Below are 15,957 nucleotides of genomic sequence, written 5' to 3'. Positions count from 1 at the left end.
CGAAGTGTCCCGGATGATGGGCCGGGTTGTCCGGCGGTGCGGGACGTGTCGTGCAGGAACGGCCGTGCGGGTGAGCGTGGAACCGCCCGGATGGCGGCGCGGAACCTGGGCATTCCTGAAAACTCGGGGCCGGGGCGCCATGGCAGGGCCGAGGGCCGCCGCCGGAGGTGGCCGCGGCCCGCGGTGTGTTGGGTCGGTCAGGACTGGGGCGCCGAATCCCGGCGGCCGGGTTCCGGCTTGCGCAGCCGGAACCAGTAGAAGCCGTGCCCGGCCAGCGTGAGCAGGTACGGCAGTTCGCCGACGGGCGGGAACCGGACGCCGCCGATCAGCTCCACCGGGACGCGGCCGACCCAGGAACGCAGGTCGAGCTCGGTGGGCTGGGAGAAGCGGGAGAAGTTGTTGACGCACATCACCAGGTCGTCCCCGTGCTCGCGCAGGAACGCCAGCACGGCGGGGTTGGAGGAGGGCAGCTCGCAGTAGGAGCCGAGCCCGAACGCCGGGTTCTGCTTGCGGATCTCGATCATCCGGCGGGTCCAGTGCAACAGCGAGGCGGGCGAGGACATCGACGCCTCGACGTTGGTGACCTGGTAGCCGTAGATCGGGTCCATGATGGTCGGCAGGGACAGCCGGCCCGGATCGCAGGAGGAGAACCCCGCGTTGCGGTCAGGCGTCCACTGCATCGGGGTGCGCACCGCGTCCCGGTCGCCGAGCCAGATGTTGTCGCCCATGCCGATCTCGTCCCCGTAGTAGAGGATCGGCGATCCTGGCAGCGACAGCAGCAGCGCCGTGAACAGCTCGATCTGGTTGCGGTCGTTGTCCAGCAGCGGGGCGAGCCGGCGGCGGATGCCGATGTTGGCGCGCATCCTCGGGTCCTTGGCGTACTCCGAGTACATGTAGTCGCGCTCCTCGTCGGTGACCATCTCCAGGGTCAGCTCGTCGTGGTTGCGCAGGAAGATCCCCCACTGACAGTGGGCGGGGATCTGCGGGGTCTTGGCCAGGATCTCGGAGACCGGGTAGCGGGACTCGCGACGCACCGCCATGAAGATGCGCGGCATCACCGGGAAGTGGAACGCCATGTGGCATTCGTCGCCGCCCTTGTCGTAGTCGCCGAAGTAGTCGACGACGTCCTCCGGCCACTGGTTGGCCTCGGCCAGCAGCACGGTGTCGGGGTAGTGGGTGTCGATCTCCTCGCGCACCCGGCGCAGGAAGGCGTGGGTGGCAGGAAGGTTTTCGCAGTTGGTGCCCTCCTGCGCGAACAGGTAGGGCACGGCGTCGAGGCGGAAGCCGTCGATGCCGAGGTCGAGCCAGAAGCGGAGGGCGGAGAGGATCTCCTCCTGCACGGCCGGGTTCTCGTAGTTGAGGTCCGGCTGGTGGGAGAAGAAGCGGTGGAAGTAGTACTGCTTGCGGACCGGGTCGAAGGCCCAGTTGGAGGTCTCGGTGTCGACGAAGATGATGCGGGCGTCCCCGTACTGCTTGTCGTCGTCGGCCCACATGTAGTAGTCGCCGTAGGGGCCCTCCGGGTCCCGCCGCGACTCCTGGAACCAGCGGTGCTGGTCGCTGGTGTGGTTCATGACGAAGTCGATGATGACCCGCATGCCGCGCTGGTGGGCGGCGTCCACGAACTCGACGAAGTCGGCCAGATCGCCGAACTCCGGCAGGACGTCGTTGTAGTCCGAGACGTCGTAGCCGCCGTCGCGCAGCGGCGACTTGAAGAACGGCGGCAGCCACAGGCAGTCGACGCCGAGCCACTGGAGGTAGTCGAGTCTGGCCGTGATCCCCTTCAGATCGCCGACCCCGTCACCGTTGCTGTCCTGGAAGGAACGGACCAGGACCTCGTAGAAGACCGCACGCTTGAACCACTCGGGGTCCCGCTCGCGGGCTGGCGTGTCCTCGAAGGTGTCGAGGACCGGCTCATTGACGCTCATGGTTGGGTGACCCTCCGGTCTGTGAGGACGGTCGCAGGGCCATGATGTGGGCGGACGAGGCGTACGCATCCGCACGGCCCGGCTCAAGCCGCACATAGTTGTCCCTGCCCCAGTAGTAGGTCGCACCGGTGAGCTCGTCGCACACCGGGAAGGGTTCGGCGCCACCCGCCTGCGCGGGCGTGAGACCGGCCCCTTCGAGTTGCGCCAAGTCCAACGAGATCGTCGCTTCGTGGGTGTGGTGCGGATCGAGGTTGACCACGATCAGCACGCAGTCGGCGTGCGGTGTCCGGGTGCGCTTGGAGTAGGCCAGGATGTGCTCGTTGTTGGTTCGGTGGAAGTGCAGGTCGCGCAGGCGGCGCAGCGCCGGGTGGCGGCGGCGCAGGGTGTTGAGCGTGGTGATGAGGGGGGTCAGGGAGCGCCCCTCCGCGTCCGCCTTGTCCCAGTCCCTGGGGCGGAGCTGGTACTTCTCGGACTCCGCGTACTCCTCGCTGCCCGGCTCGGCCGGGGCCGCCTCGCACAGCTCGTAGCCGGCATACATGCCCCAGCTCGGGGAGAGCGTGGCGGCGAGGACGGCGCGCGTCTCGAAGGCCGCGCGCCCGCCGCGCTGGAGGTAGGCGTGCAGGATGTCCGGTGTGTTGACGAAGAAGTTGGGGCGCATGTAGGCGCTCGCGGGGCCGCTGAGCTCGGTGAGGTACTCGGTGAGCTCCTGCTTGGTGTTGCGCCAGGTGAAGTAGGTGTACGACTGCTGGAAGCCGATCTGGGCCAGGGTGTGCATCATCGCGGGCCTGGTGAAGGCCTCGGCGAGGAAGATGACGTCCGGGTCGGTGCGGTTGATCTCGGCGATCACCTTCTCCCAGAACACCACGGGCTTGGTGTGCGGGTTGTCGACCCGGAAGATCCGCACCCCGCGCGCCATCCAGAACCGCAAAAGACGCAGCGTCTCGTTGACCAGGCCGCGGAAGTCCTGGTCGAACGAGATCGGCACGATGTCCTGGTACTTCTTCGGCGGGTTCTCGGCGTGCGCGATGGTGCCGTCGGCGCGTCTGCGGAACCACTCGGGGCGCTCCTTGAGCCACGGGTGGTCGGGGCTGCACTGGAGGGCGAAGTCCAGCGCCACCTCGAGGCCGAGGCCGACGGCCGAGGCGACGAAGTGGTCGAAGTCCTCGATGGTGCCGAGGTCCGGGTGGACGGAGTCGTGGCCGCCGGCCGGCGAGCCGATGGCCCAGGGCGAGCCGACGTCGTCCGGCCCGGCTTCGAGGGAGCCGCCGGGGCCCTTGCGGAAGGAGGTGCCGATCGGGTGCACCGGCGGCAGGTAGACCACGTCGAAGCCCATCCGCGCGATCGCGGGCAGCCGCTCGGCCGCCGTGCGCAGCGTGCCGGAGACGGGCGGCGAGCCCCGGCGCACCACGGCGCCCTCGGAGCGCGGGAACATCTCGTACCAGGAGCCGAACAGCGCGCGCTCGCGCTCCACGACCAGGGGCATCGGGCGTGAGCTGGTGACGAGTTCGCGCAGCGGGTGGCGGGTGAGGGCCTCGACCACCTCGGGCGCGCACGCGGCGGCGAGCCGGTCGGCGTCCGGGCGGCCGGCGTCGCCCAGCGCCGCGGCGGCGGCCAGTACGGCGTCCCGGCCCGCGGCCCGCGGGACCTGGGCGGCGGCCTGGCGCAGCAGCGCCGCGCCCTCGGCGAAGGTGAGCTCGGTGTCGGTGCCGGCCGGGATCTTGATCAGGGCCTGCTCGCGCCAGGTGGTGACGGGGTCGCCCCACGCCTCCACCGCGTAGGTCCAGCGGCCCTCGCTGTTGGGGGTGACGTCGGCGCCCCAGCGGTCGGTGCCGGGGGCGAGCTCACGCATCGGAATCCAGGGCCCGCCGCGGCCGTTGGGGTCGCGGAGCACCACGTTGGCGCCGACCGCTTCCGAGCCCTCCCGGAAGACGGTGGCGGTCACCTGGAACGTCTCGCCCGGCACTGCCTTGACGGGGCGTCTGCCGCAGTCGATGCGGGGCTGGACGTCGAGGACGGGGATGCGACCGATCATCTGAGTATCACCTGAAGACGCTTGGGGATTGTGGCCTTTGTCCTTTGTATCGGTTTCGTCCTTCCGGATCGGCGAGTGGACCCCTTCGGGCGGTGGCGTGTCCACGCGAGAGGGCCCGGACCGAGGTCGGTCCGGGCCCCCTCGCCGCCTGGCGCGCGCGGGTTACCGCGCGCCGTCCACGCCGAAGATCTCCGCCATGTCGTCGAGCACCTGGTTGGCGCCCTGCAGGGACACGGAGGTCATCCAGATCTCGTCCCGGACCTCGTACGCGTGCCCGTTCTGCACGGCGGTAAGGCGCTCCCAGAGGGGATTGGCGAGGAATCTCTCCCGCCGCTCCTCGCCGCCCGAGTAGGAGGTGTAGAAGAGGACGTCGGCGTCGGCCTGTTCGATCTGCTCCTCGCTGATCTCGATGTTGAACTCCTCGGGGTCGCGCTGGTTCTCGGGTCGCGCGAGACCCATGTCGGCGAGGATGATGCCGCTGAAGGTCGCGGGCAGGTAGATGCGGGTCGGGCCGTCGAGGAAGCGGACGACGGAGACGGTCGGGTCGCCGAGCTCCTCGTTGACGGCCTCGCCGATCGCGGCCGCCCGGGTCTCGTAGGCGGCGATCTGCTCGGCCGCGCTGTCCTCCTCGGCCAGCGCCTCGGCGAGCAGCTCGATGTTCTCCTTCCAGGACGGGCCCGTGGTCGCCACGAAGACGGTCGGCGCGATCGCGGAGAGCTGGTCGTAGAGGTCGTCGTGGCGGACGGTCGCGGAGACGATCAGGTCCGGCTGGAGGCTGGCGATCAGCTCCAGGTTCGGGCTCTCCAGCGGGCCGACCTCCTCCGTCTCGGCCACCGCGTCGCCCAGGTACTCGGGGAACCCGCCGAGGTCGCGGTAGGAGGAGATGCCGCCGACCAGGTTGCCGTCGAGCGCGACCACGGCCTCGACCAGGCTGTTGTCCAGTGCGACGATCCGCTCGGGCCTGGCCTCCAGGACCGTCTCGCCCTTGTCGTGGGTGATGGTGCGGGGGTAGGCGGCGTCCGAGGCGCCCGCCGGGGCCGCGGGGTCGTCCGCCGTCCCGTCGTCCTCGGACCCGCCGCAGGCGGTCAGGGTGCCGGTCAGGGCCAACGGCAGCAACAGGGCCGCGAGTCGGCCGCGCAGGCGGCCTCCCCGGTTGAGGGTGCTGATCAAGGATCTCTCCAGCGAGTACTTAGGCAAGCCTAACCTTCACAAAATCCGTGTGAGAATACCCCTTGGTCCGAGTCCCGCACCATATGGGGGTGAGGGGCGGGTCAAGTTAGGTTTCCCTTACCGTGTCCTGGTGCACCTGAAGCCCGCACCCGTCCCCGTGGCCGCGAAGCCGCCACCCTCCTCCCCGCCGGCGCCGCCGCGCGCCCGGCGCGCGCTGGCGCTCCCGGTCCTGTTCCTCGCGCTCCTCGTCGTCTGCTGCGCCTCCCTGGCCATCGGCACCAAGTCGGTACCGCTCTCTGACGTGTTGGCCGCCCTCACCGGCAGCGAGGAGGGCGACGCGGTGGTGGTCGCCGAACTCCGCGTGCCGCGCACCCTGCTCGGGCTGCTCGCCGGGCTGGCGCTGGGCGCGGCGGGCGCCGTCGCCCAGGACATCACCCGCAACCCGCTCGGCGACCCCGGGCTCATCGGGGTCAGCGCGGGCGCCTCGTTCGCCGTCGCCGCCGGCATCGGGCTGCTCGGCCTCACCCACTCCTACCAGTACATCTGGTTCGCCTTCCTGGGCGGCGCCCTGGCCGGCGTCCTCGCCTACACCATCGGCGGCACCGGCTACGGCGGCGCCACCCCCGCCAAACTGGCGCTGGCCGGCGCGGCGGTCACCGTGCTGCTCGACGCCTTCACCAACGCGCTGGTGCTGCTCGACGTCCGTACCCTCGACCAGTACCGCGCCTGGGCCGTCGGCTCGTTGGCCGGTCGCGACCCCGACCTCGCCCCGCAGCTCGCCGCGTTCGTGCTCGTCGGCCTGGGGCTCGCCGTCGCGCTCAGCGGCCGGCTCAACGCCCTGGCCCTCGGCGACGACCTGGCCACCACGCTCGGCACCCGCGTCAGGACCACGCGGGCGCTGGGCGCCGTCGCCGTCATCGTGCTCACCGGCGCCGCCGTGGCCGCCTGCGGACCGGTCACCTTCGTCGGTCTCGTCGTGCCGCACGTCGTGCGCGCCTTCACCGGGCCCGACGCCCGCTGGCTGGTGCCGTGCTCCGCGCTCGGCGGCGCGGTGCTGCTGCTCGGCGCCGACGTCATCGGCCGCGTCGTCGCGCGGCCCGCCGAACTGGAGGCCGGCGTGGTCACCGCGCTCGTCGGCGCCCCCTTCCTCGCGCTGCTGGTCAAGCGCGGCAAGCTGCGGGAGCACACCCGATGAGCACCCCGCGCGAACTGCGCCTGACCATCGGCCCCTTCGGCGCCCGCCTGCGGGCGCGGGTGGCGCTCACCGTCGGCCTGCTGGCGGCCACCGGCTTCGTCGGCCTTGTCGCCTCCGTCTCCTTCGGCACCTTCGCCCTCCCGGTCGGCGACGTGCTCGGCGCGCTCTTCGGCGGCGGTCCCGCCGACGCCCGGCTGATCGTCCACGACCTGCGGCTGCCGCGCGCGTTGACCGCGGTGCTCGCCGGAGCCGCCTTCGGCCTGGCCGGCGCGGTCTACCAGGCCGTCACCCGCAACCCGCTGGCCAGCCCCGACCTGATCGGCGTCTCGGCGGGCGCCGGCGCGGGCGCCGTCGCCGCCATCATGTTCGGCGGCGTCACGGCCGCCGGCGCCGCCAGCTTCGGCGCCGTCCCCTTCGGCGCCCTGGCCGGCGCGCTGGCCGCCGCCACGCTCATCTACCTGCTCGCCTACCGGGGCGGCACCGTCACCGGCTACCGCTTCGTGCTGGTCGGCATCGCGGTCAACGGGGCGCTGGCCGCGCTCACCCGCTGGATGCTGGCCCGCGCCGACATCGACCAGGCCGCCCGCGCCATGGTCTGGCTCACCGGCAGCCTCAACGGCCGCGGCTACGAACACGTCCGCTGGGCCGGGCTCGCCCTGCTGCTCCTCGTCCCGCTCACGCTGGCGCTGATCCGGCCCTACCAACTGCTCCAGTTCGACGACGACACCGCGCGCGGCCTCGGCATGCCGCTCGCCCGCGCCCGGATCGCGCTGCTGGTGCTCGCCACCTGCCTCGCGGCGCTCGCCACCTCGGCGGCGGGACCGGTCGCCTTCGTCGCGCTCGGCGCGCCACACATCGCCCGCCGCCTCGCCGGCACGGCCGGCATCCCCCTGATCACCAGCGGCCTCACCGGCGCGGCGCTCCTGGTCCTCGCCGACCTGGCCGCACGGCTCGTCCTCGACCCGATCGAACTCCCGGTCGGCATCATCACCGGCGCCGTCGGCGCCCCCTACCTGCTACTGCTCCTGGCCCGCGCCAACCGGGCCGGAAGGGGAGGCTGACGTGTCACTACCGTTGGGTGAAGCGGCGTCCAACGACCACGGCCGACCGCCGGGTGGCGCCGACGGCGCCACCGAGGCGGCGGCGGGTGCCGGCGAGGCAGGGGCCGGTCCCGTCGCGCCGGCGGCCTGGCCGCCGGCCGGTGGGGTCGGCTCGGCACCGGCGCCGGGTGGTGCCGACGGCGTTGGCGGCCTGACGCCGAGTGCGGTCGCGCCTGGCGGCGGGCCCGGCTCGGCGTCTGCGTCTGTCGGCTCCGTCGAATCCGAGTCCGGTTCGGCTCCTGCCCGGTCCGGCGGCCTGCCGCCCAACCACCGGCGGGGTCCGGCAGGCTCGCCTGGAGGCGGGTCCAGCCCGGCGCCTGCCGGTGCCGGCCGAGCCGGGTCCGACGTGGCCGGCCCTTCGGCCGGCCGGACGCCGGGTGCCGCCGCCTCGCCTGGCGGCGAGCCCGGCTCGGTGGCCGGGCCCAGCGGGGCGTCTGCGCCCGGCTCCGTCGAGTCCGAGCCAGGCTCGGCGCCTGCGCCTGCCGGATCCGGCTCGGCCGAAGCTTCGGCCGACATGGCTGCGACCGCCGGTGAGGCGAGGTCCGGCTCCGCCGGGTCGGCGGTCCGGCCGCGGGCCGGGGAGGCCGGCTCGGGCCGCCTCGACCGCACGTCCGCGCCGGTCGGCTCGCCCGGCGCCAACGGCGCCGTTGGCGCGCCGCTTGGCGGTGAGCGGCTGCGGCTCGGGTACGGGGACCGGGTGGTCGCCGAGGGGCTTGACCTGGAGATCCCGGGTGGGGTCGTCACCGCGCTGGTGGGGCCCAACGCCTGTGGGAAGTCGACCGCGCTGCGCGCGCTGGCGCGGCTGCTCAGGCCGTCGGCCGGCGCCGTCCACCTGGACGGCGCGGACATCGCGCGCCTCCCGGCGCGCGAACTCGCGCAGCGGCTCGCGCTGTTGCCGCAGAGCCCGGCCGCACCCGACGGGATCACCGTGCGGGACCTGGTGGCGCGGGGCCGCACCCCGCACCAGCGGTGGTGGCGGCAGTGGTCGCGCGAGGACGAGGCCGTGGTGGACGCCGCCCTCGCGGCGACCGGCAGCGCCGAGCTCGCCGATCGGTCCATCGACGAGCTGTCGGGGGGCCAGCGCCAGCGCGTGTGGATCGCCATGGCGCTGGCCCAGGACACCGGCGTGCTGCTGCTCGACGAGCCGACCACCTACCTCGACCTCGCGCACCAGGTCGACGTCCTCGAACTCGTCGCGGGCCTGAACCGGGACGACGGCAGGACGGTCGTCATGGTGCTGCACGAGCTGAACCTCGCCTGCCGCTACGCCGACCACCTGATCGCGATGCGCGACGGCCGCGTGGTGGCCGCCGGGCCGCCGGGGGAGATCGTCACGCCCGAGCTCGTGGCGGACGTGTTCGGCCTGCGGGCCGCGGTGATCGCCTGCCCGGTCGCCGGGACCCCGCTGGTGATCCCGGAGGGCGGCCGTCGCGCGGGCCTCGGTCAGCGGTAGGTGATGTCCGAGGCCGCGTAGCGGCAGTAGGTGCCGTCCGCGTCGGCGCCCGACTCGTCGGGCTCGTCGCCGTCGTCGTTGCCGATGTACTTCTGGCAGGGCACGACGTCCCGGCCCGAGTCCCCGACGATCGTGACGTTCCGCAGCGTGGCGGTGTCCCCGTAGTTCTCGTTGATGCCGACGAGGCGGTCGGCGGGCACCGTCACCTCGACGCCGTCCAGCACGATGTCGCGCTGGTACTGCGTCGAGCAGTTGCCGCACGAGCGGACCAGGGTCGCGAAGTCCTCGGCCACGAAGTTCCGCACCGTCAGCGTGCCGCCGCCGTTGTGCTGGAACACCTTGTCGTCACCGGCCACCGCCGCCCCGCCGGAGACCGTGAACCGCGAGCCGTCGCCGCCCCTGAAGGTGGCGGCGTCCTCGCCGATGTTCTCCCACCAGACGTTGGTCAGCGTGCAGCTGTCGTAGCAGTGCACGCCGTCCACGCCCGGCGAGCCGATGATGACGTTGGACAGCGAGCCGCCGTCCTCGACGCGGAAGACCGGCAGCTGGTCCTCGTTCTGGTCGCCCGCGCCCAACTCCGGTCCTGGCACGTAGCGGACGTTCTCGCCGTCGAACGGCTCGTCGACCAGGATGGTCTCGTGGACGACGATCTCGTCGGTCGGGGTGGGGAAGTCGGCGGCCAGCGGCCGCTCCACGGCGGGGGCCGACGCGGCCGGCTCCTCGGCGCCCGCACCGCCGGCCAGCGTCGTGAGACCGGTGGTGGCGAGCAGCGCGGCCAGACCGATCGACAGCAGCGACCGGACGCCTCGGGTACCGATGTGGCGATGTGGGGATCGCACGTGACGCTCCAATAGCTCTCGTGGGGGGCCCTCGGGGGAGGGGGATTGTCACCGTGGTGTTGCCGCCGCATGGTCCTGAGGTTGCCGAGACAGAAGAATTCCCGTGAAACGCCGGAACCGAAGCGGAAACAAACGGAATTGTCCGTCTTTTGACGGCAAGATCTCAGCTCGGTATCGCCGTTCTACGCGCGGTTCCCTGGTATGTACTAGAGCAGTAATGTGCCGTCCACCGGAACGTCTTACCACCGCCAACCCACTGAGGTGGACGATGCGCACAGCAAGACCCAAGGCCGCCGCACGGGCATTCGCGGCCGTTCTCGCGATCGGCCTGATAGCGGCCGGCTGCGCCAGTGAGCGCGAGGACGACGATGGGCCGTCAGGAGGCTCCGACACCTTCGTCTTCGGCGCCGCGGGCGATCCCGCCGCCCTCGATCCCGCCCTGGGCAGCGACGGCGAGACCTTCCGGGTCACCCGCCAGGTCTTCGAGACCCTGATCGAACACGAGCCGGGCGGCACCGAGATGGTCCCCGGCCTCGCGGAGAGCTGGGAGAGCAACGAGGCCGGCACCGAGTGGACGTTCCAGCTGCGGGACGGGGTCACCTTCCACGACGGCGACGAGCTGACCGGTGAGGTCGTCTGCCAGAACTTCGACCGCTGGTACAACTGGAGCGGCACCTACCAGAACACCACCCTGTCCTACTACTGGCAGACGGTGTTCGGCGGATTCGCCGAGAACGAGAGCGACGAGACCCCGCCCCCCAACTACGTGGGCTGCACCGCCCCCGACGAGCTCACCGCCGTCATCGAGGTCGCCGAGCCCTCGGCGAACTACCCGGGCGGATTCTCGCTCCAGTCCTTCGCCCTCCAGTCCCCGACCGCCATCGAGGCCATGGCCGAGGACAACCCGAGCGGCGAGGGCGAGAACATCACCTTCCCGAACTACAGCCAGGAGGCCGGGATCGTCTCCGGCACCGGTCCTTTCCGGGTGTCCGAGTGGAACAAGAGCAACGGCGAGATCACCCTGGAGCGGTTCGACGACTACTGGGGTGAGGCGGCCGGCGTCGAGGAGCTGGTGTTCCGCACCATCCCCGAGGAGGACGCGCGGCGCCAGGCGCTCCAGGCCGGTGACATCCACGGCTACGACCTGGTGGCCCCGGCCGATGTCGAGACACTGGAGGCGGACGGCTTCCAGGTCCCGGTCCGCGGCGTGTTCAACATCCTGTACCTCGGCATCACCCAGGAGAACAACCCCGCCCTGGAGCAGCTCGAGGTGCGGCAGGCCATCGCCCACGCCATGGACCGCGAGAACATCGTGAACACCCAGCTGCCCGAGGGCGGCGTGGTGGCCACCCAGTTCGTGCCGGACACGATCGACGGCTACTCCGAGAACGTGACCACGTACGAGCACGACCCCGAGCTGGCGCAGCAGCTGCTCGCCGACGCCGGGGCCGAGGACCTGACGGTCGACTTCTGCTACCCGACCGAGGTCACCCGCCCGTACATGCCGGCCCCCGCCGACATCTACGAGCTGCTGCGCGCCGACCTGGAGGCCGTGGGCATCACCGTCAACCCGGTCGCGCTCAAGTGGAACCCGGACTACCAGGAGACCACCCGCGACGGCGGCTGCGGCATCTACCTGCTGGGCTGGACCGGCGACTTCAACGACGCCTACAACTTCCTCGGCACCTGGTTCGCCGACTACTCCAGGGAGTGGGGCTTCGAGAACCAGGAGCTCTTCGACCTGCTGGCCGAGGCGTCCACCGAGCCCGACGTCGACACCCGGGTCGGCCTCTACCAGGAGGCCAACGAGTACATCATGGACTACCTGCCCGGCGTGCCGATCTCCAGCTCGCCGCCGTCCATAGCCTTCTCGCCCGACGTCAACCCGCCGACGGTGTCCCCGCTGACGCAGGAGAACTTCGCGGAGGTCTCCTTCAAGTAGCCAGGTAGCCAAGCCAACAGACCAAGGCTCACAGACCAAGGCTCAAGGTAAGCCCGCCCGGCCGCGGCACCCCGTGGCCGGGCGGCTCTCTGTCAGGGAAGGGGGAGCCCTTCGGTGCTCCGTCTCATCGTCCGCAGGCTCCTCCAGGTGGTACCCACGCTGTTGGGCCTGTCGGTTCTGCTCTTTCTGTGGCTGCACCGCCTGCCGGGCGGCCCGGCCTCCGCGCTCCTCGGCGAGCGCGCCACCGAGGCCAGCCGGCGACAGATCGAGGAGGCGCTCGGCCTCAACGACCCCGTCTGGGTGCAGTACGCCCACTGGATGGAACGCCTCGTCCAGTTCGACTTCGGCGCCTCGGTGCGCACCGGCCGGCCCGTCCTCGAGGAGTTCACCCAGCGCTTCCCGGCCACCGTCGAACTCGCCCTGTCCGCGATGCTGATCGCCGTCGTCATCGGCATCCCGCTGGGCTACTTCGCCGCCCGCAGGCGCGGCAGCTGGCTCGACGTCGGCGCCGTCTCCGGGTCGCTGATCGGCATCTGCATCCCGGTCTTCTTCCTCGGTTTCATCCTGCGCGCCGTCTTCGCCGTCAACCTCGGCTGGCTGCCCAGCTTCGGTCGCCAGTCCACCGGCATCAACGCCACCGAGGTCACCGGCTTCTACGTGCTCGACGGGCTGTTGACCGGCGAGTGGGACGCGTCCTGGGACGCCGTCGAACACCTGATACTGCCGGCCCTCGCCCTCTCCTCCATCCCGCTCGCCGTCATCGTCCGCATCACCCGCGCCAGCGTGCTCGAGGTGCTGGGCGAGGACTACGTGCGCACCGCCGAGTCCAAGGGCATCGCCCGGCGCGTCGTGCGCGGCCGGCACGTGCTGCGCAACGCGCTGCTGCCCGTCGTCACCACGGTCGGCCTGCTCACCGGCTCGCTGCTGTCCGGCGCCGTGCTGACCGAGTCCGTCTTCGCCTTCGGCGGCATCGGCTCCTTCATCAGGGACGCCATCGACGCCCGCGACTACCCGGTGCTGATGGGCTTCATCCTCTTCATCGCGCTGCTGTACGTGGCCATCAACCTGCTGGTCGACCTGGCCTACAGCCTGATCGACCCGAGAGTGCGGGTGAACTGATGAGCACCACGACCCCGAGTCCCAAGAAGGTCGACAAGATCGACCGGCTCGCCGAGCTGACCGCCAACACCGAGACGGCCAGCGGCGCCAGCCTGTGGGTGGAGGCGCTGCGCCGGCTGCGGCGCAGCAAGATGGCGATGATCGGCGGCGGCATCATGGCCGTCTTCGTCGTGCTCGCGATCGTCGGGCCCTGGATCGCCCCCTACAGCCCCACCGCCCAGACGTGGCGGGACGAGGTCTTCGTCAACCGCGGCGAGTTCGTCGGGCCGCGCGGCGACAACTGGCTCGGCCTCGACCACCTCGGCCGCGACCTGTTCTCCCGGCTGCTGGAGGGCACCCGGCAGACGCTGCTGGTCGGTGTCGTCTCCACGGTGCTCGCCTTCGTCGCCGGAGCCCTCGTGGGCGGCGTCTCCGGAGCCGCGCTCGCCTTCGGCGGCCGGCTCGGGCAGCGGATCGACACCGTGCTGATGCGGCTGATCGACATGATGCTGGCGCTGCCCTCGCTGCTGCTCGCGGTGTCGATCGCCGCCATCCTGGGCCAGTCCCTGACCACGGTGATGATCGCCGTCGGCGTGGCACAGATCCCGATCTTCGCTCGGCTGCTGCGGGGCTCGATGCTCGCCCAGGCCAACGCCGACTACGTGCTGGCGGCCCGCGCGCTCGGCGTGCGCCGGCGGCGCATCGTGCTGGCCCACGTGCTGCCCAACTCGCTCGGCCCGCTGATCGTCCAGTCCACGCTGGCGCTCGCCACCGCCATCATCGAGGCGGCGGCCCTGTCCTACCTGGGCCTCGGCAACCCGGACGCCGCGCAACCCGAGTGGGGCGTGATGCTCGCCCAGGCGCAGCGGTTCTTCGACCAGGAGCCGATGATGGCCGTCTATCCGGCGCTCGGCATCATCATCACCTCCCTCGGCTTCACCCTGCTCGGCGAGGCCATGCGCGAGGCACTCGACCCGAGACTGCGGAGCTGATGCGGCATGTCCCTGCTTGATGTGGACGAACTGACGGTGACCTTCGCCGGCCGCGGCGGGTCCGGCACCCAGGCGGTGGCCGGGGTCTCCTTCGCCGTGGATCAGGGCGAGGTGGTCGGTCTTGTCGGCGAGTCAGGATGCGGCAAGAGCGTCACCTCGCTGGCCCTGATGGGCCTGCTGCCCGATCGGGGCGTGACGATCGGCGGCCGGGCCGCCTTCGACGGCACCGACCTGCTGTCGCTGCGGCCCGCCGCGATGCGCGACCTGCGGGGCAGCCAGCTGGCGATGATCTTCCAGGACCCGCTGTCCTCCCTGAACCCGGTGGTGCCCATCGGCGTCCAGGTCACCGAGATCCTCCAGCGGCACCGCGGGCTGCGCGGCGCCGCGGCCCGCAAGGAGGCCGCGAACCTGCTGGACCGGGTCGGCATCCCGGACCCGACACGGCGCCTCAAGGAGTACCCGCACCAGCTGTCCGGCGGCATGCGGCAGCGGGCGCTGATCGCCATGGCGGTGGCCTGCGCCCCCCGGCTGCTGATCGCGGACGAGCCGACCACCGCGCTCGACGTCACCATCCAGGCGCAGATCCTGGAACTGCTCAAGGAACTGGTCGACCAGCAGGGCACCGCGCTGCTGATGATCACCCACGACCTGGGCGTGGTCGCGGGCCTGTGCGATCGGGTCAACGTGCTGTACGCCGGCAAGGTCGTGGAGGCCGCGGAGCGCCGCCCGCTGTTCGCCGCCCCCGCCCACCCGTACGCGCACGGCCTGCTCGGCTCCATCCCGCGCCTCGACGCGCCACGCGGCGACCGGCTCAACCCCATCCGGGGCTCCATCAACGACCGGATCGACTGGGCCGACGGCTGCGCCTTCGCCCCGCGCTGCGACTTCTACACGCTCGAGTGCCTCCAGGGCGCCCCCGGGCTCTCCCCGCTCGGCGGCGCCCAGGACGCCGGTGACCCCGGCCACGAGGTGCGCTGCGTCAACCCGGTGACCACCACGACCGAGGCGACGGAGGCCGCGGTATGAGCCTGCTCGAACTGGACGACGTGAAGGTGCACTTCCCCGTGCGGCGGGGCGTGCTCTTCGACCGCGTCGTCGGCCACGTCCAAGCCGTCGACGGCGTCTCGCTCACCATCGAGGCCGGCCAGACCTACGGCCTGGTCGGCGAGTCAGGATGCGGCAAGACGACGCTCGGCCGCGCCGTGCTGCGGCTGAACGACATCACCTCGGGGCGCGTCGTCTTCGACGGCACCGACCTCGCCGCGCTGCCCGACGAGGAGATGCGCCGTACCAGGCACCGGCTGCAGATGGTCTTCCAGGACCCGCTCGGCAGCCTCAACCCCCGGCAGAACATCGAGTCCATCCTGGCCGAGGGCATGGCGGCGCACGGCATCGGCGCCACCCGCGAGGAGCGCCGGGAGAAGATCGTCGAGATCCTCCGCCGGGTCGGCCTGCCCGCCGGGGCTCTCTCCCGCTACCCGCACGAGTTCTCCGGCGGCCAGCGGCAGCGCATCGGCATCGCCAGGGCGCTGGTGCTCGAACCCGACCTCATCATCTGCGACGAGCCGGTGTCCGCGCTCGACGTCTCCATCCAGGCGCAGGTGCTCAACCTGCTGGAGGAGCTCCAGGACGCGCTCGGCCTGACCTACCTGGTCATCGCCCACGACCTGGCCGTGGTCCGGCACATCTCGGACCGCATCGGCGTGATGTACCTGGGCTCGCTCGTCGAGGAGGCACCAAGCGACACGCTCTACGCCGAGCCGCGCCACCCCTACACGCGGGCGCTGATGTCGGCGGTGCCGGTCCCCGACCCGGACGTCGAGGACAGCAGGGAGCGCATCCTGCTCCGCGGCGACCTGCCGTCCCCGGCCAACCCGCCCGCCGGCTGCCGCTTCCACACCCGCTGCCCGTGGCGGCAGCCGGAGCGCTGCGACACCGAGCGGCCTTCGCTGACCGATCTGGGCGGCGGGCACCGGGTGGCCTGCCACTACGCGACCGAGATCGCCGACGGCACCATCCAGCCGACCAGGGACCTCGCGCCCCCGGTGTTGAAGGAGGTGCCGGCCGGCGTCCCGGGGCAGGCCGGCGAGGGAGAGGAGCCGGTGGCGACCACGTCCTGATGGTCCCCGGGGGTGGTTTACGGGTGGATTCCGGCCGCTTGGGCCGGGATCCACCGTGACCGTCCGCTTCGTCCCGCTACGGTCGTGCGCT

General features: G+C 71.7%; 12 protein-coding genes. 8 read left to right on the top strand and 4 right to left on the bottom strand.

Annotated elements, in window-relative coordinates; all coding sequences use genetic code 11:
* Positions 1-197 precede the first annotated feature (197 nt).
* From treS to ACFWI8_RS22460, 3 genes are all read right to left on the bottom strand, one after another.
* The gene (gene treS, locus ACFWI8_RS22470; protein ID WP_387094454.1) at positions 198-1,925 is read right to left on the bottom strand and encodes a maltose alpha-D-glucosyltransferase; all 1,728 of its coding nucleotides are present in this window, start codon (positions 1,923-1,925) and stop codon (positions 198-200) included.
* Positions 1,912-3,957 carry an alpha-1,4-glucan--maltose-1-phosphate maltosyltransferase gene (locus tag ACFWI8_RS22465; RefSeq protein WP_387094451.1) on the bottom strand — a complete coding sequence of 682 codons (2,046 nt, stop codon included), beginning with the start codon at positions 3,955-3,957 and terminating at the stop codon, positions 1,912-1,914. Before ACFWI8_RS22465 ends, treS begins: the two co-directional genes overlap by 14 nt.
* Positions 3,958-4,119: 162 nt before the next feature.
* Positions 4,120-5,127: an ABC transporter substrate-binding protein gene (locus ACFWI8_RS22460; RefSeq protein WP_387094448.1), complete on the bottom strand. Its 1,008-nt coding sequence runs from the start codon at positions 5,125-5,127 to the stop codon at positions 4,120-4,122.
* 130 nt (positions 5,128-5,257) lie between these two features.
* Here ACFWI8_RS22460 and ACFWI8_RS22455 point away from each other — a divergent pair, with 130 nt between their 5' ends.
* From ACFWI8_RS22455 to ACFWI8_RS22445, 3 genes are all read left to right on the top strand, one after another.
* Positions 5,258-6,322 carry a FecCD family ABC transporter permease gene (locus ACFWI8_RS22455; protein WP_387094445.1) on the top strand — a complete coding sequence of 355 codons (1,065 nt, stop codon included), beginning with the start codon at positions 5,258-5,260 and terminating at the stop codon, positions 6,320-6,322.
* The gene (locus tag ACFWI8_RS22450; RefSeq protein WP_387094442.1) at positions 6,319-7,383 is read left to right on the top strand and encodes a FecCD family ABC transporter permease; all 1,065 of its coding nucleotides are present in this window, start codon (positions 6,319-6,321) and stop codon (positions 7,381-7,383) included. The genes ACFWI8_RS22455 and ACFWI8_RS22450 overlap by 4 nt, the downstream gene beginning before the upstream one ends.
* A gap of 553 nt (positions 7,384-7,936) precedes the next feature.
* On the top strand, positions 7,937-8,875 hold the full coding sequence (locus ACFWI8_RS22445; protein ID WP_387094439.1) for an ABC transporter ATP-binding protein: 939 nt from the start codon (positions 7,937-7,939) through the stop codon (positions 8,873-8,875).
* Here the strand turns inward: ACFWI8_RS22445 and ACFWI8_RS22440 are convergent.
* Positions 8,866-9,714: a pectate lyase gene (locus tag ACFWI8_RS22440; protein ID WP_387094436.1), complete on the bottom strand. Its 849-nt coding sequence runs from the start codon at positions 9,712-9,714 to the stop codon at positions 8,866-8,868. The two genes, ACFWI8_RS22445 and ACFWI8_RS22440, sit on opposite strands and share 10 nt — an antisense overlap.
* A 268-nt stretch (positions 9,715-9,982) precedes the next feature.
* Between ACFWI8_RS22440 and ACFWI8_RS22435 the strand changes: the two genes are divergently transcribed.
* The 5 genes from ACFWI8_RS22435 (at position 9,983) to ACFWI8_RS22415 (ending at position 15,866) form a co-directional block, all read left to right on the top strand.
* Positions 9,983-11,656 carry an ABC transporter substrate-binding protein gene (locus ACFWI8_RS22435; protein WP_387094433.1) on the top strand — a complete coding sequence of 558 codons (1,674 nt, stop codon included), beginning with the start codon at positions 9,983-9,985 and terminating at the stop codon, positions 11,654-11,656.
* Positions 11,657-11,770: 114 nt separating this feature from the next.
* Entirely contained in the window at positions 11,771-12,775 is a 1,005-nt protein-coding gene (locus ACFWI8_RS22430) for an ABC transporter permease (RefSeq protein ID WP_387094430.1), read from the top strand.
* Positions 12,775-13,746, top strand: a complete 972-nt coding sequence (locus ACFWI8_RS22425; protein ID WP_387094427.1) for an ABC transporter permease — start codon at positions 12,775-12,777, stop codon at positions 13,744-13,746. The genes ACFWI8_RS22430 and ACFWI8_RS22425 overlap by 1 nt, the downstream gene beginning before the upstream one ends.
* Before the next feature lie 6 nt (positions 13,747-13,752).
* Positions 13,753-14,772: an ABC transporter ATP-binding protein gene (locus ACFWI8_RS22420; RefSeq protein WP_387094424.1), complete on the top strand. Its 1,020-nt coding sequence runs from the start codon at positions 13,753-13,755 to the stop codon at positions 14,770-14,772.
* Entirely contained in the window at positions 14,769-15,866 is a 1,098-nt protein-coding gene (locus ACFWI8_RS22415; protein ID WP_387094421.1) for an ABC transporter ATP-binding protein, read from the top strand. Before ACFWI8_RS22420 ends, ACFWI8_RS22415 begins: the two co-directional genes overlap by 4 nt.
* Positions 15,867-15,957: the final 91 nt, after the last annotated feature.

Source organism: Streptomyces sp. NPDC127098 (assembly GCF_042722465.1).
GTDB lineage: Bacteria > Actinomycetota > Actinomycetes > Streptomycetales > Streptomycetaceae > Streptomyces > Streptomyces millisiae.
The sequence above is the reverse complement of the archived record's forward strand: the minus strand, read 5'-3'. Positions and strand labels throughout refer to the sequence as shown.

Bases quoted from the DNA above. Each gene is read 5' to 3' on its own strand.
- treS (WP_387094454.1), bottom strand. From the start codon at position 1,925: ATGAGCGTCAATGAGCCGGTCCTCGACACCTTCGAGGACACGCCAGCC.
- ACFWI8_RS22465 (WP_387094451.1), bottom strand. From the start codon at position 3,957: ATGATCGGTCGCATCCCCGTCCTCGACGTCCAGCCCCGCATCGACTGC.
- ACFWI8_RS22450 (WP_387094442.1), top strand. From the start codon at position 6,319: ATGAGCACCCCGCGCGAACTGCGCCTGACCATCGGCCCCTTCGGCGCC.
- ACFWI8_RS22445 (WP_387094439.1), top strand. From the start codon at position 7,937: ATGGCTGCGACCGCCGGTGAGGCGAGGTCCGGCTCCGCCGGGTCGGCG.
- ACFWI8_RS22435 (WP_387094433.1), top strand. From the start codon at position 9,983: ATGCGCACAGCAAGACCCAAGGCCGCCGCACGGGCATTCGCGGCCGTT.
- ACFWI8_RS22425 (WP_387094427.1), top strand. From the start codon at position 12,775: ATGAGCACCACGACCCCGAGTCCCAAGAAGGTCGACAAGATCGACCGG.
- ACFWI8_RS22420 (WP_387094424.1), top strand. From the start codon at position 13,753: ATGTCCCTGCTTGATGTGGACGAACTGACGGTGACCTTCGCCGGCCGC.
- ACFWI8_RS22415 (WP_387094421.1), top strand. From the start codon at position 14,769: ATGAGCCTGCTCGAACTGGACGACGTGAAGGTGCACTTCCCCGTGCGG.